At 61.4% G+C, this 15,293-nt stretch carries 14 protein-coding genes; 4 read left to right on the top strand and 10 right to left on the bottom strand.

Going from position 1 to position 15,293, the window contains the following annotated elements:
• Positions 1–4 precede the first annotated feature (4 nt).
• The 5 genes from NO357_RS17890 to NO357_RS17870 all read right to left on the bottom strand — a co-directional run bounded on the left by NO357_RS17890 (position 5) and on the right by NO357_RS17870 (position 4,215).
• Positions 5–736 carry an SDR family NAD(P)-dependent oxidoreductase gene (locus NO357_RS17890; RefSeq protein WP_306737099.1) on the bottom strand — a complete coding sequence of 244 codons (732 nt, stop codon included), beginning with the start codon at positions 734–736 and terminating at the stop codon, positions 5–7.
• Positions 733–1,506 carry an SDR family NAD(P)-dependent oxidoreductase gene (locus tag NO357_RS17885; protein ID WP_306737098.1) on the bottom strand — a complete coding sequence of 258 codons (774 nt, stop codon included), beginning with the start codon at positions 1,504–1,506 and terminating at the stop codon, positions 733–735. The genes NO357_RS17890 and NO357_RS17885 overlap by 4 nt, the downstream gene beginning before the upstream one ends.
• Positions 1,503–2,297 (bottom strand): ABC transporter ATP-binding protein, encoded by a 795-nt coding sequence (locus NO357_RS17880; protein WP_306737097.1) that lies wholly within the window; start codon positions 2,295–2,297, stop codon positions 1,503–1,505. The genes NO357_RS17885 and NO357_RS17880 overlap by 4 nt, the downstream gene beginning before the upstream one ends.
• Before the next feature lies 1 nt (position 2,298).
• On the bottom strand, positions 2,299–3,093 hold the full coding sequence (locus NO357_RS17875) for an ABC transporter permease (RefSeq protein ID WP_306737096.1): 795 nt from the start codon (positions 3,091–3,093) through the stop codon (positions 2,299–2,301).
• Positions 3,094–3,156: 63 nt separating this feature from the next.
• Positions 3,157–4,215, bottom strand: a complete 1,059-nt coding sequence (locus NO357_RS17870) for an ABC transporter substrate-binding protein (protein WP_306737095.1) — start codon at positions 4,213–4,215, stop codon at positions 3,157–3,159.
• A 133-nt stretch (positions 4,216–4,348) separates the two neighbouring features.
• On the opposite strand from NO357_RS17870, the gene NO357_RS17865 reads away from it, so the two are divergent.
• From NO357_RS17865 to mnmH, 3 genes are all read left to right on the top strand, one after another.
• Positions 4,349–4,963 (top strand): TetR/AcrR family transcriptional regulator, encoded by a 615-nt coding sequence (locus NO357_RS17865; RefSeq protein ID WP_306737094.1) that lies wholly within the window; start codon positions 4,349–4,351, stop codon positions 4,961–4,963.
• A gap of 32 nt (positions 4,964–4,995) precedes the next feature.
• Positions 4,996–5,850 (top strand): polysaccharide deacetylase family protein, encoded by an 855-nt coding sequence (locus NO357_RS17860; protein WP_306737093.1) that lies wholly within the window; start codon positions 4,996–4,998, stop codon positions 5,848–5,850.
• A gap of 602 nt (positions 5,851–6,452) precedes the next feature.
• Positions 6,453–7,508 (top strand): tRNA 2-selenouridine(34) synthase MnmH, encoded by a 1,056-nt coding sequence (gene mnmH, locus NO357_RS17855; RefSeq protein WP_376744402.1) that lies wholly within the window; start codon positions 6,453–6,455, stop codon positions 7,506–7,508.
• Here mnmH and NO357_RS17850 read toward each other — a convergent pair.
• Both NO357_RS17850 and NO357_RS17845 read right to left on the bottom strand, forming a co-directional pair.
• A complete protein-coding gene (locus tag NO357_RS17850; RefSeq protein ID WP_306737091.1) occupies positions 7,490–9,625 on the bottom strand; it encodes a slr1591 family oxidoreductase in 2,136 nt (711 codons plus the stop codon). The two genes, mnmH and NO357_RS17850, sit on opposite strands and share 19 nt — an antisense overlap.
• Positions 9,626–9,834: 209 nt before the next feature.
• Complete coding sequence (locus NO357_RS17845) at positions 9,835–11,415, bottom strand: serine hydrolase (RefSeq protein WP_306737089.1); 1,581 nt, start codon at positions 11,413–11,415, stop codon at positions 9,835–9,837.
• A 448-nt stretch (positions 11,416–11,863) separates the two neighbouring features.
• Between NO357_RS17845 and NO357_RS17840 the strand changes: the two genes are divergently transcribed.
• Complete coding sequence (locus NO357_RS17840; protein ID WP_306737087.1) at positions 11,864–12,514, top strand: Crp/Fnr family transcriptional regulator; 651 nt, start codon at positions 11,864–11,866, stop codon at positions 12,512–12,514.
• Position 12,515: 1 nt separating this feature from the next.
• On the opposite strand, the gene NO357_RS17835 is transcribed toward NO357_RS17840, so the two are convergent.
• The 3 genes from NO357_RS17835 to NO357_RS17825 are packed head-to-tail and all read right to left on the bottom strand — an operon-like array spanning position 12,516 to position 15,284.
• On the bottom strand, positions 12,516–12,767 hold the full coding sequence (locus NO357_RS17835) for a nitric oxide reductase F protein (RefSeq protein ID WP_306737086.1): 252 nt from the start codon (positions 12,765–12,767) through the stop codon (positions 12,516–12,518).
• Positions 12,768–12,771: 4 nt separating this feature from the next.
• Entirely contained in the window at positions 12,772–13,323 is a 552-nt protein-coding gene (locus NO357_RS17830; protein WP_306737085.1) for a cytochrome c oxidase subunit 3, read from the bottom strand.
• Positions 13,323–15,284 carry a nitric oxide reductase activation protein NorD gene (locus NO357_RS17825; protein ID WP_306737084.1) on the bottom strand — a complete coding sequence of 654 codons (1,962 nt, stop codon included), beginning with the start codon at positions 15,282–15,284 and terminating at the stop codon, positions 13,323–13,325. The genes NO357_RS17830 and NO357_RS17825 overlap by 1 nt, the downstream gene beginning before the upstream one ends.
• Positions 15,285–15,293 lie beyond the last annotated feature (9 nt).

Below are 15,293 nucleotides of genomic sequence, written 5' to 3'. Positions count from 1 at the left end.
TTTCCTAGGTCATCACGCTGCCGCCGTTGACGCCCAGGCATTGGCCGGTGATGAAACCGGCCTCGGGGCCGCACAGGAAGACGGCCATTGCGGCGATGTCTTCGGGCTGGCCAAAGCGGGCGAGCGGCGTGTCCATGTCTTTGGCAAGTTGCTCAGGGCTCATGCTGTGCGGGCTGGTCATGTCGGTTTCAATCGAACCTGGCGCAATCGCGTTGACGAGGACGCCGGGCGCAAGTTCGCGGGCAAGAGAGCGTGTCATCGCGATGATCCCGCCTTTCGAGGCGGTATAGGCAACCATGTTTTCGCGCCCGAGGTAGCCGAGATCGCTGGCGATATTGACAATCCTTCCGGTCGCACGGCGGCGGACGAATTCGCGGGAGGCGAGGAAGGCGCCACGCAGGTTGACGGCAATCACCCGATCGAAATCCTCGCACCGGGTCTCGGACAGCGGGCTTTCCATCAGGATACCAGCGTTGTTGATCAGGATCTCGAGGGCACCAAAGGTCTCAGCGACCTGATCGAACATAGCGACGACTTGCGCTTCGTTCGAGACGTCGGCCTCGATTGCGAGCGCTTCGGTCCTGACCTGCAGATCTGTGAGCGTCTGACCGACCTGGGGGTCGCCTGGATGGCAGATGGCAACCTTGGCACCTGCATCCGCGAGCGCCAGCGCGATTGCACGACCGATCCCCCGGGAGCCGCCGGTCACCAGCGCGGACTTGCCGGACAGGATCATGACATGACCTCGCCCCGGTCAATGTTGATGGCCTGCCCGGTAATGTTCGTCCCACCGGAAGACGCGAGGAAGAGATAGAGATCGGAAATGTCCACCGGCTCCATCAATTTGTCGATGGCTTGGGCCGACATGATTTCCTGTTCGACCTCGGTTTCGGTCCTGCCGCTGGACTGCGCCAGTTCCCGCAGCGAATTCATTGCCGGGCCGGTTTTGATCCAGCCGGGGCAGACCGCGTTTACGCAGATCCGACGCGGGCCCAGTTCCTGTGCCCAGGTGCGCATGAGGCCAAGATTGGCATGCTTGCTGGCAACGTAAGCCGAGAACCCCGGCACGGCGGTCCGTGACCAGATCGACGCGGTCAGGATGATGCGCCCGCCATCGGCGATGCGGTTCACCAGCGTGTCGGTGACATTCTGAGTGCCGGTCACGTTGATCGCGATGATCCGCTCGAAGGTTGCGTTGCCTTCCGGGTTTTCCCCGGTCAGCGGTGTGGGGCGCTCGAGCCCGGCGTTGTTCACAAGGACGTCGAGCGTTCCGATATCGGCGAGTTTCTCGGTCACCTGCGCGGCATTGGCAATATCACACTGAATTGCACGGACGCTGCCAGACAGTTTCGCGGCGGCTTCGTGGATCGCGCCGGTGTCTGACAGAATTGTCAGCTCGGCCCCGGCCGCGGCGAAAGCAGCAGCGACCCCGTAGCCGATGCCGCTGCTGGCGCCGGTGACGAGCACCTTCTTCCCGGTGAAGTCGAAGGTCAGACGGCCGGTCATTCGTTTTCGCGCCCCTCTTGCCGCATGAGGCGCATGAGATGCGCCTCGAGGTCGCTATAGCCATCGAGTTTGACGACTTTCTCCTTGTCGGCAATCCGTTTGCCGTTCTTGAACTGCGGCACGATTTCCTCTTTCAGCCGCCCGGGGTGGCTTGAGAGGAACACGATTTTGTCGGCAAGGAAAATCGCCTCTTCGAGATCATGGGTAACGATGACCATGGTCGTGCTGGTTTGTTCGGCGACGTTGATCATCAGTTCCTGCATCAGCCAGCGGGTTTCGGCGTCGAGCGCTCCGAAAGGCTCGTCCATGAGAAGGACTTCCGGGCCATTGGCCAGTGTGCGGGCGATGGCCACGCGCTGCCGCATACCGCCCGAGAGCTGTGAGGGATACGCGTCGGCGAATTTGGTGAGGCCAACCAGGTCGATGAAATGCGCGGTGCGGTCCTTTCGCTCGGAGGCCGGCAGTCCGTTGATCTTCATGCCGAATTCGACGTTCTTCCGGACCGACAGCCAATCGAACGAGGTGTAGGCCTGGAAGACCATGCCACGGTCGCGGCCCGGGCCGTCGACGGTACGCCCGCCGATCACGATCTCTCCCTCGGTCGGGGTCTCGAGCCCGGCCATCATCCGCAAGACGGTGGATTTGCCGCAGCCCGAAGGGCCGAGAAGGACGCAGATAGAGTTCTGTTCGACGTCGAAACTGATGTCCTGAACCGCCTGTACGGACCGGCCCCGGCCCAGATCGAACCGCTTTGAGACATTTCGGATCTGAAGCGTGCTTTGCCCGGTCATGTCAGCTCTTTCTCAGGTAGGGGAAAGCCCAGCGATGCAACAAGGCGAATAACAGATCGAAAATCAGACCGAGCGCTCCGATCACGATGATGCCGGACAGGATTTCGTCGGTCTTCAGGAAGCGTCGGGCGCGCATCATCATCGCGCCGATCCCGGTGGTCGAGGCGACGATCTCGGCGATCACAAGATAGGTCCAGGCCATGGCGAGCATCTGCCGCATCGCCGTGACGATATTGGGCAGGACTGCGGGAAAGACGACCTTCATCACCACGGTCGATCGGCCGGCCCCGAGCGTAAGCGCGGTTTCGACCAGTTCTTCGCGGACGTTCTTGGTGTGGTCCATGATCAGGGTGATCAGAAAGAAGATCACCCCGATGAACAGAAGCGCCAGCTTCGGCGCCTCACCGGTGCCGAACCACATCAGGAGGATCGGGATGAAGGACGGGGCGGGCAGGTAGCGCCAGGCCGAAACAAAGGGGGCGAAAACCGCCTCGATGGCCGGGAAGGCGCCCATGAGAACGCCGAGCGGCACGGCCACCGCACAGGCCATGGCAAAGGCGCCCACCACGCGGCTGATCGAGATCATGACATCGCTGGCAAAACCCCGTTCCCAGAACAGGTCCCAGGTCGTGGCGAAAACCTTTTGCGGGGCAGGGACCAGAAGGTCATTCACCAGCCCGGCCGATGATGCGAAAATCCAGACGCCGAAGAACACCGCCCAGATTCCGAAGGCGGAGACCAGGCGTTGCCGGCGCCCCACCGGTTTGCGCAGTCCGAAGAACCTGTTCGTTGCCACGGCGGACCCTTTCCTTGCCCGAGAGAAGAAACGGGGGCGCAACGAGCACGCCCCCGCTGGTCGTCAGTGTGCCGTCAGCGATTGACGATACCCCGCTTCGACGAGATCGCCCATCAGCGAACAATCGATGCCCGCGGCCGCGTCGACCTTCTTGTCCATCAGGCCGAGCTTAACCCACCAGTCGTTGGTCAATGCGATCGAGTCGGCCATCGAGCCGTTGGCCATGCCGAAGGGTCCGTCGCCGTCGAGCACACCGCAGAGGCGGGCGGATTCGTCGAAGTCGAACATGTAGATGCCGCCTTCGAAGCTCTTGCCGTTGGTGCCGATGACATAGCCGATGTCTTCTTCAGGCCACTGGAGATAGGCCGCCAGAAGCTTGTTGGTTTCTTCGGTGTTTGCACTCCAGTAACCAAGGCCTTCCCAACGGGCCTTAAGCACGTCCAGCGCCACGTCGCGCTTTTCAGCGATGAACTTCTTGTTCATGTAGAGGGCATCCATGAAGATTCCGGTTTTCAGAACATCCGGATCGCCCGTGTTCACTATACTTTTCGCGCCGGGCTTGGCCTCGAGCACCTTGGAAATCCAGGGCTCATACATGTAGGCGGCTGCGAGGTCATCCGACATCATCGGGCCGACGGCTTCGTCCGCGTTCAGGTTGACCCATTCGACCTGGTCGGGGGCGATTCCGACCGAGTCGAGCCAGATGCCCATCAGAAGGTGGCCGATATAGGCCTGCGGCGCGGCAACCTTTTTGCCGGGCAGATCGGCGGTTTCGATTCCAGGCGAAAGGATCACGTGGTCGACGCCGTAGGACGGGTTGAGAAACGCCACGTTGACCACATCCGTGCCACGGTCGACCGTCAGCGGCGTATAGTCAGCCGTGCAGCCGTAGACGTCGATTTGTCCCGCGGCGAGGGCGGCGTGACCGCCGAGCGGATCTTCGAAAATGGTGATGTTCAGGTCGTGACCGGGGATCAGGTCTTTCTGGCGGGCGACTTCCAGCATGGCATAGCCGGGCCACGAAACGCAGATGCCGACATTGACGGTCTCGGCCGAGGCGGAGCCGGCCGCACCCCCCAGGAGCATGGCCGCCGCGGCGGCAAGTTTCAGAACTGGGCGCATGATCATTCCTCGCTGTTTGGCGTTTTGTAGAAGTTATGGATAAAACTGTACCTAACTAAAATTTTAGTTCAATAAAAATTTTTACTACGCTAATGTAAGGCGAGATGTACACCACCTTGTTGGGAGACAAAGGTTGACGACCCTGCGCGCAAGACAAAAGGAAGACCGTCGAAAAAGGATCGTGGCATCGGCGAAAACCCTCTTCAAAAAGAAGGGTTACGAGAAGACGACCATTGAGAACATCGCCGAGGCCGCAGGTGTTTCCGGCGTGACCGTGCACAACTATTACGGCACCAAAGCGGGAGTTCTTCTGGCCCTTGTCGTCGAGAGCGACGCTGCTCTGATCCCCCGTCTCGACGAATCGCTGCCGCGCGGCGACGGCGATCTGGTCGAACTCGTGGTCGAATTCGCGCATATCATCATGGATCATGCCATAGCGAATCTGGAGAAGGACATCTGGCGACAGGTAATTGCTGCCGTCACGACCGAGGCAGGCACGCGGCTGAGCAAGGCCTATTCGGACCTGGACCGGCAACTGGCCTATGTGCTGATCCAGCGCATCGAAGCGGCACAGCAGGCCGGGTCGCTGCCCGGCGCGATTGATCCGGTGCATCTGGGCCAGGCCCTGTTCCAGCTTCAGAATGCCCGCTTCATCCAGTTCATATCGAACGATGACGCAACCCCGGAAGATATTGAATCCCGCCTGCGCAACGACTTGACCGCGCTGTTTTCAGTCTGCCGCGGCTGACGGACGGGTCGGAGAAGAAAAAGGAGAGCCCGATGTTTCTGAACCCGATTGACTGGCCCGACGGCAAGCGTTGCGCCGCCTGCGTCACCTTCGATATCGACGCCGATTCCCTGATCCGCACCGCGCGGCCGGAAGATGCCGATCTGCGCCTGCAGCCGATTTCGATGGGCCGATATGGCCCGACGGTGGCGGTGCCACGCATTCTCGAGAGCTATCGCAGGTTGGGTTTGACCCAGACCTTTTTCATGCCGGCGTGGGTGATGCAGACCTATCCCGCAACGGTGGAAGCGATCCTCGAGGACGGGCACGAGATCGGGCATCATTCCTGGATGCACGAGGACCCGATGGAGCATTCCGATGCGCGGGAAGCCGAGCTGTTCGAGCGGGCTCTGGAGGTTCATGTGGCGATGACCGGTCGCAAACCGCGGGGCTATCGCGCGCCGGTTTATTCGATCACGCCGGCGATGATCGCCCGGCTGATCGAGCATGGCATCGTCTACGACAGCTCGATGATGGCCGATGATCTTCCCTATCTGGTGGAGACGCCGAAGGGTGAGTTGATCGAATTGCCGCCGCATTGGGGAACCGACGACTGGCCGCCGTTCGCCCATTTCGCCGAAATCGACTACCTGATGCCGGTGCGGGCGCCGTCGGACGGGATACGCGCCTTTGCCGAGGAGTTCGAGGCGATGCACGAGGCGGGGGGGTTCTGGATGCCGGTGCTGCACCCGTTCCTGACCGGTCGGGTGGCCCGCTGGCGCGAGATGGAAAAGCTGATCGAACGCGCGCTTGAGGCGGGCGATGTCTGGTTTGCCCCGATGGAAGACATCGCGGCCCATGCGGGCGAGCGCCGTGACACCCTGCGACGAGAGGTCATCGATCTCTGACCCGGAGATTCGCTTGCCCCGGCGGCGTGTTGCCGATCCGCTTCGGATCCCAGTGTTTGCGCAGGCAGGGCGTGCGCCAATCGCGAAAGTGCGGGTCGGCTCGGGTTGGCAAAAAAGTCGGGTCGGGTATCTGATCCTCGGTTTTCCTGAATATTCCGGCAGAACTCCTCAATAACGGGGGATCAATTTTTTAAGGCGACGTCAGGCTTTTGGTGTTCCGGCGGCGCGATCCATGCCGAACTCTTGACCGAGGATCGGCGTCACTCCGACCGTTCACAACATGAACGGGTGCTTGAATCGGATTCGGTCCGCAACGGACGTTGTCCCGCCCAGATCCGATAGATCATGGCCTTCAGCTCGGGATGGACTTGCCATCGATGAACATCCTTGAGGCAGGAGCAATACGTAACTTGAAGAGAACAGACAGCAATAATCAGGGAAACACAACTGAAAGTCAGAAGACACCTGTTCTCAACAACCCCGAAGTGTCTTGAGCGTCCCCAGGCGGCGCTTCAGAAACCTTTGCACCGGTCAATCCTGAACCGCGTGGAAAAATACCACGTGCTGTTTGCACTCTGGGCACCAGACGCTAGTACACAAGGATGATCTCTTTGGATGCACTCACTGACCTGCGGTCACATGACTTCGATACGATCATAGATGTCCGCAGCCCCTCGGAGTATTTCGAGGACCATATCCCTGGTGCAATCAACCTGCCGGTTCTGGACGACGAAGAACGTGCACGGGTTGGCACGATCTACAAGCAGGAGTCACCTTTTCGCGCCCGCAAGATTGGTGCCGCACTCGTTTTCCGCAATGCCGCGCACCATATCGAAACGGCTTTAGGTGACTATGACGGAAGGTGGAAGCCTCTCGTCTATTGCTGGCGGGGCGGTCAGCGGTCCGGGTCCTTTGCATGGATGCTGCGGGAGATCGGGTGGCGTGCAGAAACGATTGAGGGCGGCTACAGGTCGTATCGGCGGCTGGTCGTCAAGGAACTCTACGAAGAGCCGCTGCGTTTCCGGCTGGTCCAGCTGGGAGGATATACTGGAACTGCCAAGACGGAACTCTTGCCAAGGCTCGAGAGCCTCGGCGTGCAGGTGCTGGACCTCGAGGGTCTCGCCCGGCACCGGGGCTCGATCCTGGGAGACCTTGGAACGCCGCAACCCAGCCAGAAAAGTTTCGAAAGCGCCCTGGCCGGAACCCTTGCTCGTCTTGATCCCGGTCGCCTAGTCCTGGTCGAGGCTGAAAGCAGCAAGATCGGCGCCGTGACTTTGCCGCCATCAATCTGGAGCGCGATGCAAAAGGCCCCGTGGATCGTGGTCAGCGCCCCTCTTGAAGCACGGGCTCGCTACCTTGCGGATGCCTACGCGGACGTGCTCGCTGACGGAGACGTTCTGAAATCGAAACTGGCGCCACTTCGTCGCTATCGGGGCCACGCAGTTGTTGACAATTGGAACAGCTTGGCAGACGCCGGCGATCAGGTCGCGCTTTGCCGATCCCTGGCCGCCGATCACTATGATCCGTCGTATGACAAGTCGGCTCGGTCCAGGGGGAAACGTCCGGCGGCACGGGTTCACACCCAAGAGCTCTCGCCGGCGGCGCTCGACGCGGTGGCCGAGCAGATAGCAGCCGAGCTTCAAACGATCTCGACCTGACCGGCGTGATCTGTCGTGTGACCGATCACTGCGGCGTCGAAGCCCATGGATTTCATTTCGGAAACCAGCGCGGTTGCGTCGCCGTCAATGGCGGCCAGTAGCCCGCCGCCGGTTTGCGGGTCGAAGAAGAGAGCAGTCTCAGGGCCTTCCTGGATTTCAGGAAAGCCCTGCCGGTTCTCGGCATAGAGTGATGAGCGCACACCCCGTTTCGACAAGGAAAGCGCGCCAGGCATGATCGGCACCGCGTCGGTCCAAAGTTCGGCCCCGACCCCCGAGGCATCACACAATGCGGCCAGGTGGCCGGCGAGGCCAAATCCTGTCACGTCCGTCATGGCCGATGCCCCAGCGAGGATGCCCGCCGCGCTGCCTTGGGGCTGGGACATCGTGGCCAGTGCCGCTGCCACGTCGGCGCCTCTCGCAAGCCCTTCCATCTCTGCCGCCATGATCACGCCGCTGCCAAGCGGCTTGGTCAGCACGAGTTTCTGACCAGTCCTTGCGCCAGAAAGCGTGATAGGGTCGCGATGGCAAATCCCGGTCACGGTGAACCCGATGATGAGTTCGTCGCCTTGCGTGCTGTGTCCGCCCACGATTTCCGCACCTGCAGCAACAACGGTTTCCTGTGCTGCCTGTATGATCTCGGCCAGCGCGCGTTCGGCAAGTCTCGGGGATTGCCGGGGCAGCACGATGGATGCAAGCGCAGCCTGCGGCTCCGCTCCCATGGCCCAGATGTCTCCCAGGGCGTGGACTGCGGCGATGCGGGCCATCGTGACCGGGTCTTCGACCATGGCCCTGAGATGATCGGTGCTGATGACCTGGCGCGTCTCGCCCATCTTGAGAAGGGCCGCGTCGTCGCCGATACCTGTGGTTTCAACTCGGGCAAGCGCCTTTCGCAGGGCTGAGGGCCCGATTTTCGCGCCGCACCCTCCGCACATGGGTTTCTGCCCCTGGGCATCGGCGCCAGCCGCGCGAGGCCAAGGAAGGGGCGTCGGATCCGCAGGTTCGAGCCGCTCGAACTTTGCCATGAAGCGACGGTCTATCCCGTCCTTCCAGCGCCAGAGCCATGGTCCGGACAAAGCCATGCCAAAGCGTTCGGCGAGCGCCGCTTTCCGGCCAAGGGAGATCAACTTAAGGTAATCCCGTTGTGGGCGGTAGGACCTGAGGCCACCTGTTTCGCTAAGCGCAGCACGCAGGTTGTCGAACAGGACAGGAGCCTGGCGCACCGCGAAGACACCTGCTTTCGGCCGGGGTGACTCTTTCATGATCGCGCAGTCGCCGGTTGCGAAGATCGCCGGATCCGAGCTGCGAAGACGCGCATCAACCGGAATGAAACCGTGCTCATCCGTCAGGCCGGTGTCTTCCAGCCACGGGTGTGGGCGTGCCCCGGCAGCGCCGGTTACGAAATCGGCGGGCACGTGTCGTCCATCCTCCAGTTCCACGCGGTCCGCTGAGATCCGTGCCGGCTGGACGCCCTCGAGCAGCTCAATCGCATTTTCTTGGAGAGCGCGTTTCAGGCGATCGGCAGCCGTCTTTCCGAGGGCCGAGAAGGCGCGTTGTTTCTCAAGCAGCGTGATGGAAGCTGCTCGGCCGTCTTTTCTCATGGCATGCGCCATTGCCATCGCCAGTTCGGCGCCTGCGACCCCGCCACCGATGACGGCGAGCCGTGCCGTCCCCTGTCCGGTCCGAAAGGCGGCCCAGGCGCTGGCGAAGGGTCCAAGCGGCTTTGCCGGCACGGCGTGCGCGGCAAAGCCGGGCAGATCAGGCATGGCGCTGTTTATGCCGACGTCGATCGACGCGATGTCAAAGCCTATGTCGGGGCGACCCTTGACCTGCACGGTCTTTGTTTCTCGGTCGATGCCGCAAGCGCTACCAAGTATGAGCCTTGCACCGGCGAACCGTGCCAGCCGCACAAGATCAATATCAAGCGTATCCCTGTCATAGTGACCTGCGACATGTCCCGGTAGCATTCCGGAATAGGCGGCGGTCGGCTCCGGGTTGACCAGGGTAAGGCGCGCACCTGTTAGAGGGTTCATCGCCCATCGCCGAAGCACCAGCGCATGCGTGTGCCCACCTCCGATGAGGACTAGATCCCGCGTGAGGGGTAAATTTTTCTGATCCATCTCGATAACCCTTTGGCGCTGCGGGTATCATTCCGGGCGATGTTCGCCCAGACCATATTTTGAGCGTTGTGCTGTGTTCAGAGAGATGAGTTTGCGACGAGTTCCGGTGAACTGAACCAGAGATCGAATCAGAACCGCCGGCACGAAACGCCCCGATCCTTCCAGAAAACTTTGACGACAGACCAGCACGATCAGGAGAGCAGGCTTGCCTATGGCAAGAGCGAGATGAACTTACCGGCAAGGTTCAGATGCGAACGCTCGTGACTCCAATTCTCCTGATCATGCTCCAGCCATGCAGGATAGGCGGTAACGACAAGCACCATGTCCAGATCATCGACCAGAACGATCAACTGGCCCCCATGACCCCAGGCAAAATCCACTCGGCGGTCGCCCACCTTTGCTTGCCACCACTGGTAGCCATACGCAAGATCGCGGAAATAGCGACCGGCGCGGGTCAGTCGCTCGAGCGTGACCCAGGCATCGTCCGAATAACTTGTGAGCGACGCGTCGACCCAGTCTTTCGGGAGCACCTGCTTACCGTCTGCGATACCACCGTCCAGATAGAGCAAACCGAACTTGGCGTTGGTTCGCGCGGTGGCCTCCAGAACCGGATGGTACTGGCCCTGCGGATCGCGCGGCCAATTGCCGAGCGTTCCGCCGATCGGCCGGATAATTGCGTCTTCGGCAAAGGTCATTAAATCGGCATCACAAGCCCGCTCCACGATCACGCCAAGCAGCCGGGTCGACAGGTTGGAATAGTTGAACGCACTGCCCGGGTCGTTCACCAGCGCGTATTCCGCAAGGAGTTTCAGGTTGTCTTCATTGATCAGCCTGTCCCACAGAACCGGATCGGACTCTTCCCAGGGGAGTCCACTGCGCATCTGTAACAAATGACGGATGGTCATTCCCGACTTCCGCGGATCGGTGATCTGGCCGGCGTATTCGGGGAAGTAGTCGATAACCGCCTGGTCGAGATCTGGCAGGCAGCCGCGTTCATGGGCAACACCGACGAAAGCCGAGAAATAGGACTTTACCACTGACTGCATCAACGACGGCCTGTCGATATCGCCGCCGTTGAAGTATTTCTCAGCCACCAGCTTGCCGTTCTTGACGACTAGGATGCTGAAGAGTCTCGGTAAAGCCTCGGCATCCCGGTACAGCTCGGCCACCAGCGTCGGGTCCAGCCCTTCGGCTTCAGGCGTCGAAACAGGGAAACCGGCGCGTTCGACGGGAGCGTAGGTCACGTCGTCAAGGTCCTCGGCCGAAGGCCGCAGCATACGCGCGATCACAGGTCTGGCGGCCGCGACTTCGGCATCGTCCAGCCGAAACCCGATCGGTGCAAGTTGGTTGCGCAGCACGTCGAAGATTGCCCGCTCTTCGGGCAGCGGCGCGGCGGCATAGTCAAACGCCATCGCACCGCTTGCGCTTCGCGCATAGCGGTCCACCCCGGCGTCGAGCAGGCTCCGCGCGACCTCGGTCCGGCCCAGAAAGGCCGCGATATGCAACGGATTAGACCCTTGTGCGTCCCGCAGCATCGCATCCGCGTCCGCCTCAAGCAGGGCGGCTGCCACTTTCGGCCTATCGAAAACCGCTGCGATGATCAGCGGGCTCGATCCGAAATCATCGCGCTGGTTCAGGTCGGTCCCGGCCTCGATATGTTGCTCGACCGCCGCGATGTCGCCCGTAAGTACGGCCAACGGCAAGGGCATCCCCGGCGGCTCGTTATCTGCAAGAACGTCCGCTGGCGACAGCAGGGCAACTAGCGCAATGGTCAGTACGAGCATCTTCATATGCTTGCCTCCGGCGAAAACAGTCTAAACCAACATGTGGCTGGGCGCGCCGCTCAACTCTGCGCAGGTAATTTCAACTGTGTTGACCGCCGCCGCTTTGATGTGGATCACACCGGTTTCACGTTGTGCGACGCTGGCAGATGTTCGCGCCCGAGTGCAGCCGGACTTTTTTCGGGAGCCCCACCGCTGAATTGCTCTCGCGGGGCATCTCTACGGGCATGCCCTTTTCATACCTCTGGTAAAAGTTGTCGCGCCAATTCCCGCCGGCGGATTTTCTTTCCGATCCATGCCGCTTTCGGTCAATGCCGACATTCTCTAATGGTCCCGCGTGCGTCTTTCACTTATTCATTTGGAGGACACCATCCGGGCTTGTGAAGAAATCAAGGAGAAGCAACAGGTGCGAACGGATGAAAAGATGTTGGCATGCGGTTCTTTGTTGTTCAGCAGCATGCCAGTGAAGGAAGCTGAGTCTGTCCTCTCGAAAGCCAGGGTGATTGAGTTCGAACGGGGACAGACGGTTTTCTTGCAGGGCGAAGTGGCCAAGGCGGTTTACATCGTCATGGACGGGTGGGTGAAGCTGTACCGGATTGCGCCGAGCGGGGCCGAGGCCGTGGTGGGGGTTTTCACAAAGGGACGCAGCTTTGGTGAGGCGGTGGCGTTTCGCGGCGATGTCTACCCGGTTTCCGCCGAGGCCGTGACGAACTGCGCCCTGATGAGGATCGAGGCTGAGGACTACTTGCGCCAGATCCGCACCTCTCCCGAGGCGGCGATATCGCTGTTGTCGGCGACATTCGCGCATCTGCACAATCTGGTCGCGCAGGTCGAAGCACTGAAGGCGCGCACTGGGGCACAGAGGGTGGCCGAATTCCTGTGCGAATTGAGCGATTGCGAAAGTGGCAATTGCGAAGTGATCCTGCCCTATGACAAGGTTTTGATCGCCGGACGCCTTGGCATGAAACCCGAAAGCTTGAGCCGGGCCTTTTCGAAACTGAAACGAGAGGGCGTGACGATTCAGCAGAACCGGGCGAAGATCGATGATATTGCGCATCTGCGGGTCTATTCGGAAGAAGATCCCGCAAATGCCTGGACAAAGCCCTGACTCAGGCCGCGCCAGCCATTGCCACGAGCGCCATAGCAAGGATCATGTAAGCACCGAGGACGATCGCGAAGCCGCGGCCCCAAGCGGGTGCAGCGGCCAGCCCCAGATAGCTGCGCAGGATGATCAACGCCTTCGCCCAGGCCAGCATGAGGATAGCTAGCGCCACAATCAGCCCGGTCTGACCGATGAGCGCGATCAGGGTGGTGCTGGCCGACAGCGCCATAAGGGATATCCACGCCCGCGTTGCTCCCATTCGCCTAGCCCAGAAGATAGAGGATTGGGAAAAGGATCACCCAGACAAGATCGACCATATGCCAAAAGGCCGTGCCGACTTCCACGGTGCGGGGATGACAGCGTACGGCAACAAGGCCCAGAAGCACGATCCCGGCCGCCACATGCGCAGCGTGAAAGCCGGTCAACAGGAAATAGAACGTGAAAAACGCGTGGGTTTCAAAAGTGATCCCGTGCGCGGCCTTGTCGGCATACTCGATGCCTTTCACAATCAGAAAGACAGCTCCAAGAGCCGCGGCACCGCCCAAGAGGACACGTGTCCGAGCCAGGGACCCCGCATTGGCGGCCACAGCGGCCATAGCGGCCAGCCAACCCGAGGTGACGAGGATCATGGTGTTCACGCCTGCACCGGTGCGGTGGAGCGTGGCCTGTGCGTCGGCGAAGCCGTTGGGATCTGCAATGCGCACGGACAGAAAAGCCACAAGCCCCGCGCCGAAAACCAATAGTTCGGACACGATCAGGATCCACATCATCAGGTCGCCGGGTAGATCTTCGAAGGCGTTTCGCGGTTCGGCCATCACGCTCCAACAAGCTCGCGATAAATCTGCGGCAGGGCCTGGGTCAGCTTGTCCGGATGCGATATCACCGCGAAGCCGCCCTGGCCGAAGATTCGCGGGAACCAGGCGCGGCCATTACGATCGACGGTGATACCGAAAACCGAATGACCGGCGCGGCGCGCTTCCTGCACCGCCTTGCGGCTGTCTTCAATGCCGTGGCGGCCTTCATAATGGTCAAGGTCATTGGGCTTGCCATCCGTGATGACCAGAAGAAGCCGCCGCTTGCTGGCCTGTTCCGTGAGTTCGCGCGAGGTGTGCCGTATGGCCGCGCCGAGACGGGTATAGAAGCCCGGGTTCAACCCGCCGATACGGCGTTCGACGGTTGCCGACATCGGCTCGCCAAAGCCCTTGGCCTCCTGCACGTAAACGCGATTGCGTTTCAGCGATGAGAAGGCGTGGATTGCGAAACTGTCGCCACAAGCTTCGAGCCCCCAGGCCAGCGCGGCCAGCGCTTCGCGCTCCACGTCAATCACGGCGCGGCCTTCATGACCATGGCCCGGCACCGCCGCCTCGGTCGAGCGCGAAACATCCAGAAGAATCGAAACGGCGAGATCGCGTTTCTCGGATCGCGTTTGCAGCCAGACCCGATCGCAGCTTTCACCGGTGGCAAGAAAATCGACCCGCGCGCGCACTGCTCGCTCCGTATCAAGTTCGTCGCCGTCGCGATGTCCGCTTGTCAAAATCCGGCCAGGACGAAGGGCCTCGAACTGTTTGCGAACGGCACGGATGCGCGCGTTTGCGCGCGGGTCTTCCCGGAATGGCGGGATCTCGGGCCCGGGGTCGGCGAACGATACCAGAACCCGGGCATGCGCGGGCAGGTAGGCGCCGGCGCGGACATCCCATTCGGGGTAGGTAAACTTGGCCGACAGCGCCTCGCGGTCGGCATCTTCGGGGGCAAGATCGAGATGCAGTTTAAGCCGTGTCGCAGGAGCCTTGGAAATCTGGCCCAGCCCGATTTCATCCTGGTCGTCAGCTGCTTTCTTCGCGTCGTCGTTTTCATCCTCATCGACGCGGCGATTGAGGTTCAGGAACTCGGCCCAGCTGAGGATTGCCTCGAACTTGTGCAGGATGAAACTGTCCGAGCGTTCGGCCTGATCCGCCTTCCGCCGCCGGGCGCGGTGGGTTTTGCCCTCGCTTTCTTCATGCTGCTGACCGCCGGGTGCGCCATCATCTTCGACGGCATGGGCCTCGGACAATTGCATGTCGCGCAGGTCGGGCCAGAGCGGAACGGGTCGGAAGGGGCGGTATTTGCGGGGGGCGGCGAAGCCGGTGACGTTGCCGGACTGGATAGAGTCCCACATGGCGCCGGCCTCGCCGTTGAGCGGCGCGGGATCACCCAGCATGTGCCGGATCACGGCCTCGACAGTGGCTTCTTTCGCTGGAAGAGAAGGCACGGTGCGCAAGGCAAGGGTCGCGGCGTTGAGATCTCGGTAAAGCGCAGCAAAGCCTGGGGCCTCGACCAACGTGTCGGCCACGGTTTGGCGGGCGGCGGCAAGTGCAGCGAGGTCAGCCTGAAGCGGATCGTCGGGGCACGCTTGCCCCGGCCCTGCAGAGGCCGCCGCAGCGACCAGCCAGAGGTAGAGAGCAGCGTTCGCCTCGCGTGCGGGGAAGATCGCGAGGCTTTCGGGCAGGCGCAGCGCAGCGCCATCAAAGCTTGCGCGGGGGATTTCTTCCGCCCAGGTTCCCAGGCGCCGGCGCAGCGACAGCCGGTGATGGCTTGTCTCGGCCGAAACCGGTTTCAACTCAACGGCGCGGTCTCCGCCGAGGCCACGGAACAATATGGCCAGCCGCCCGCCGACCTGCGAGAGGTCAACACGGGCTCCGTCATGCACCTCGGGCGCATCAAGGCGGCTGGCCCATCGATGCCACAGTTTCCCGATCGTCTCTTCGGGTTCCCATGGTTCGATTTCGATCTCGGTCACCGCCTTGCC

The sequence above is a fragment of the Marimonas arenosa genome (assembly GCF_030848945.1).
GTDB lineage: Bacteria > Pseudomonadota > Alphaproteobacteria > Rhodobacterales > Rhodobacteraceae > Marimonas > Marimonas arenosa.
The sequence above is the reverse complement of the archived record's forward strand: the minus strand, read 5'-3'. Positions and strand labels throughout refer to the sequence as shown.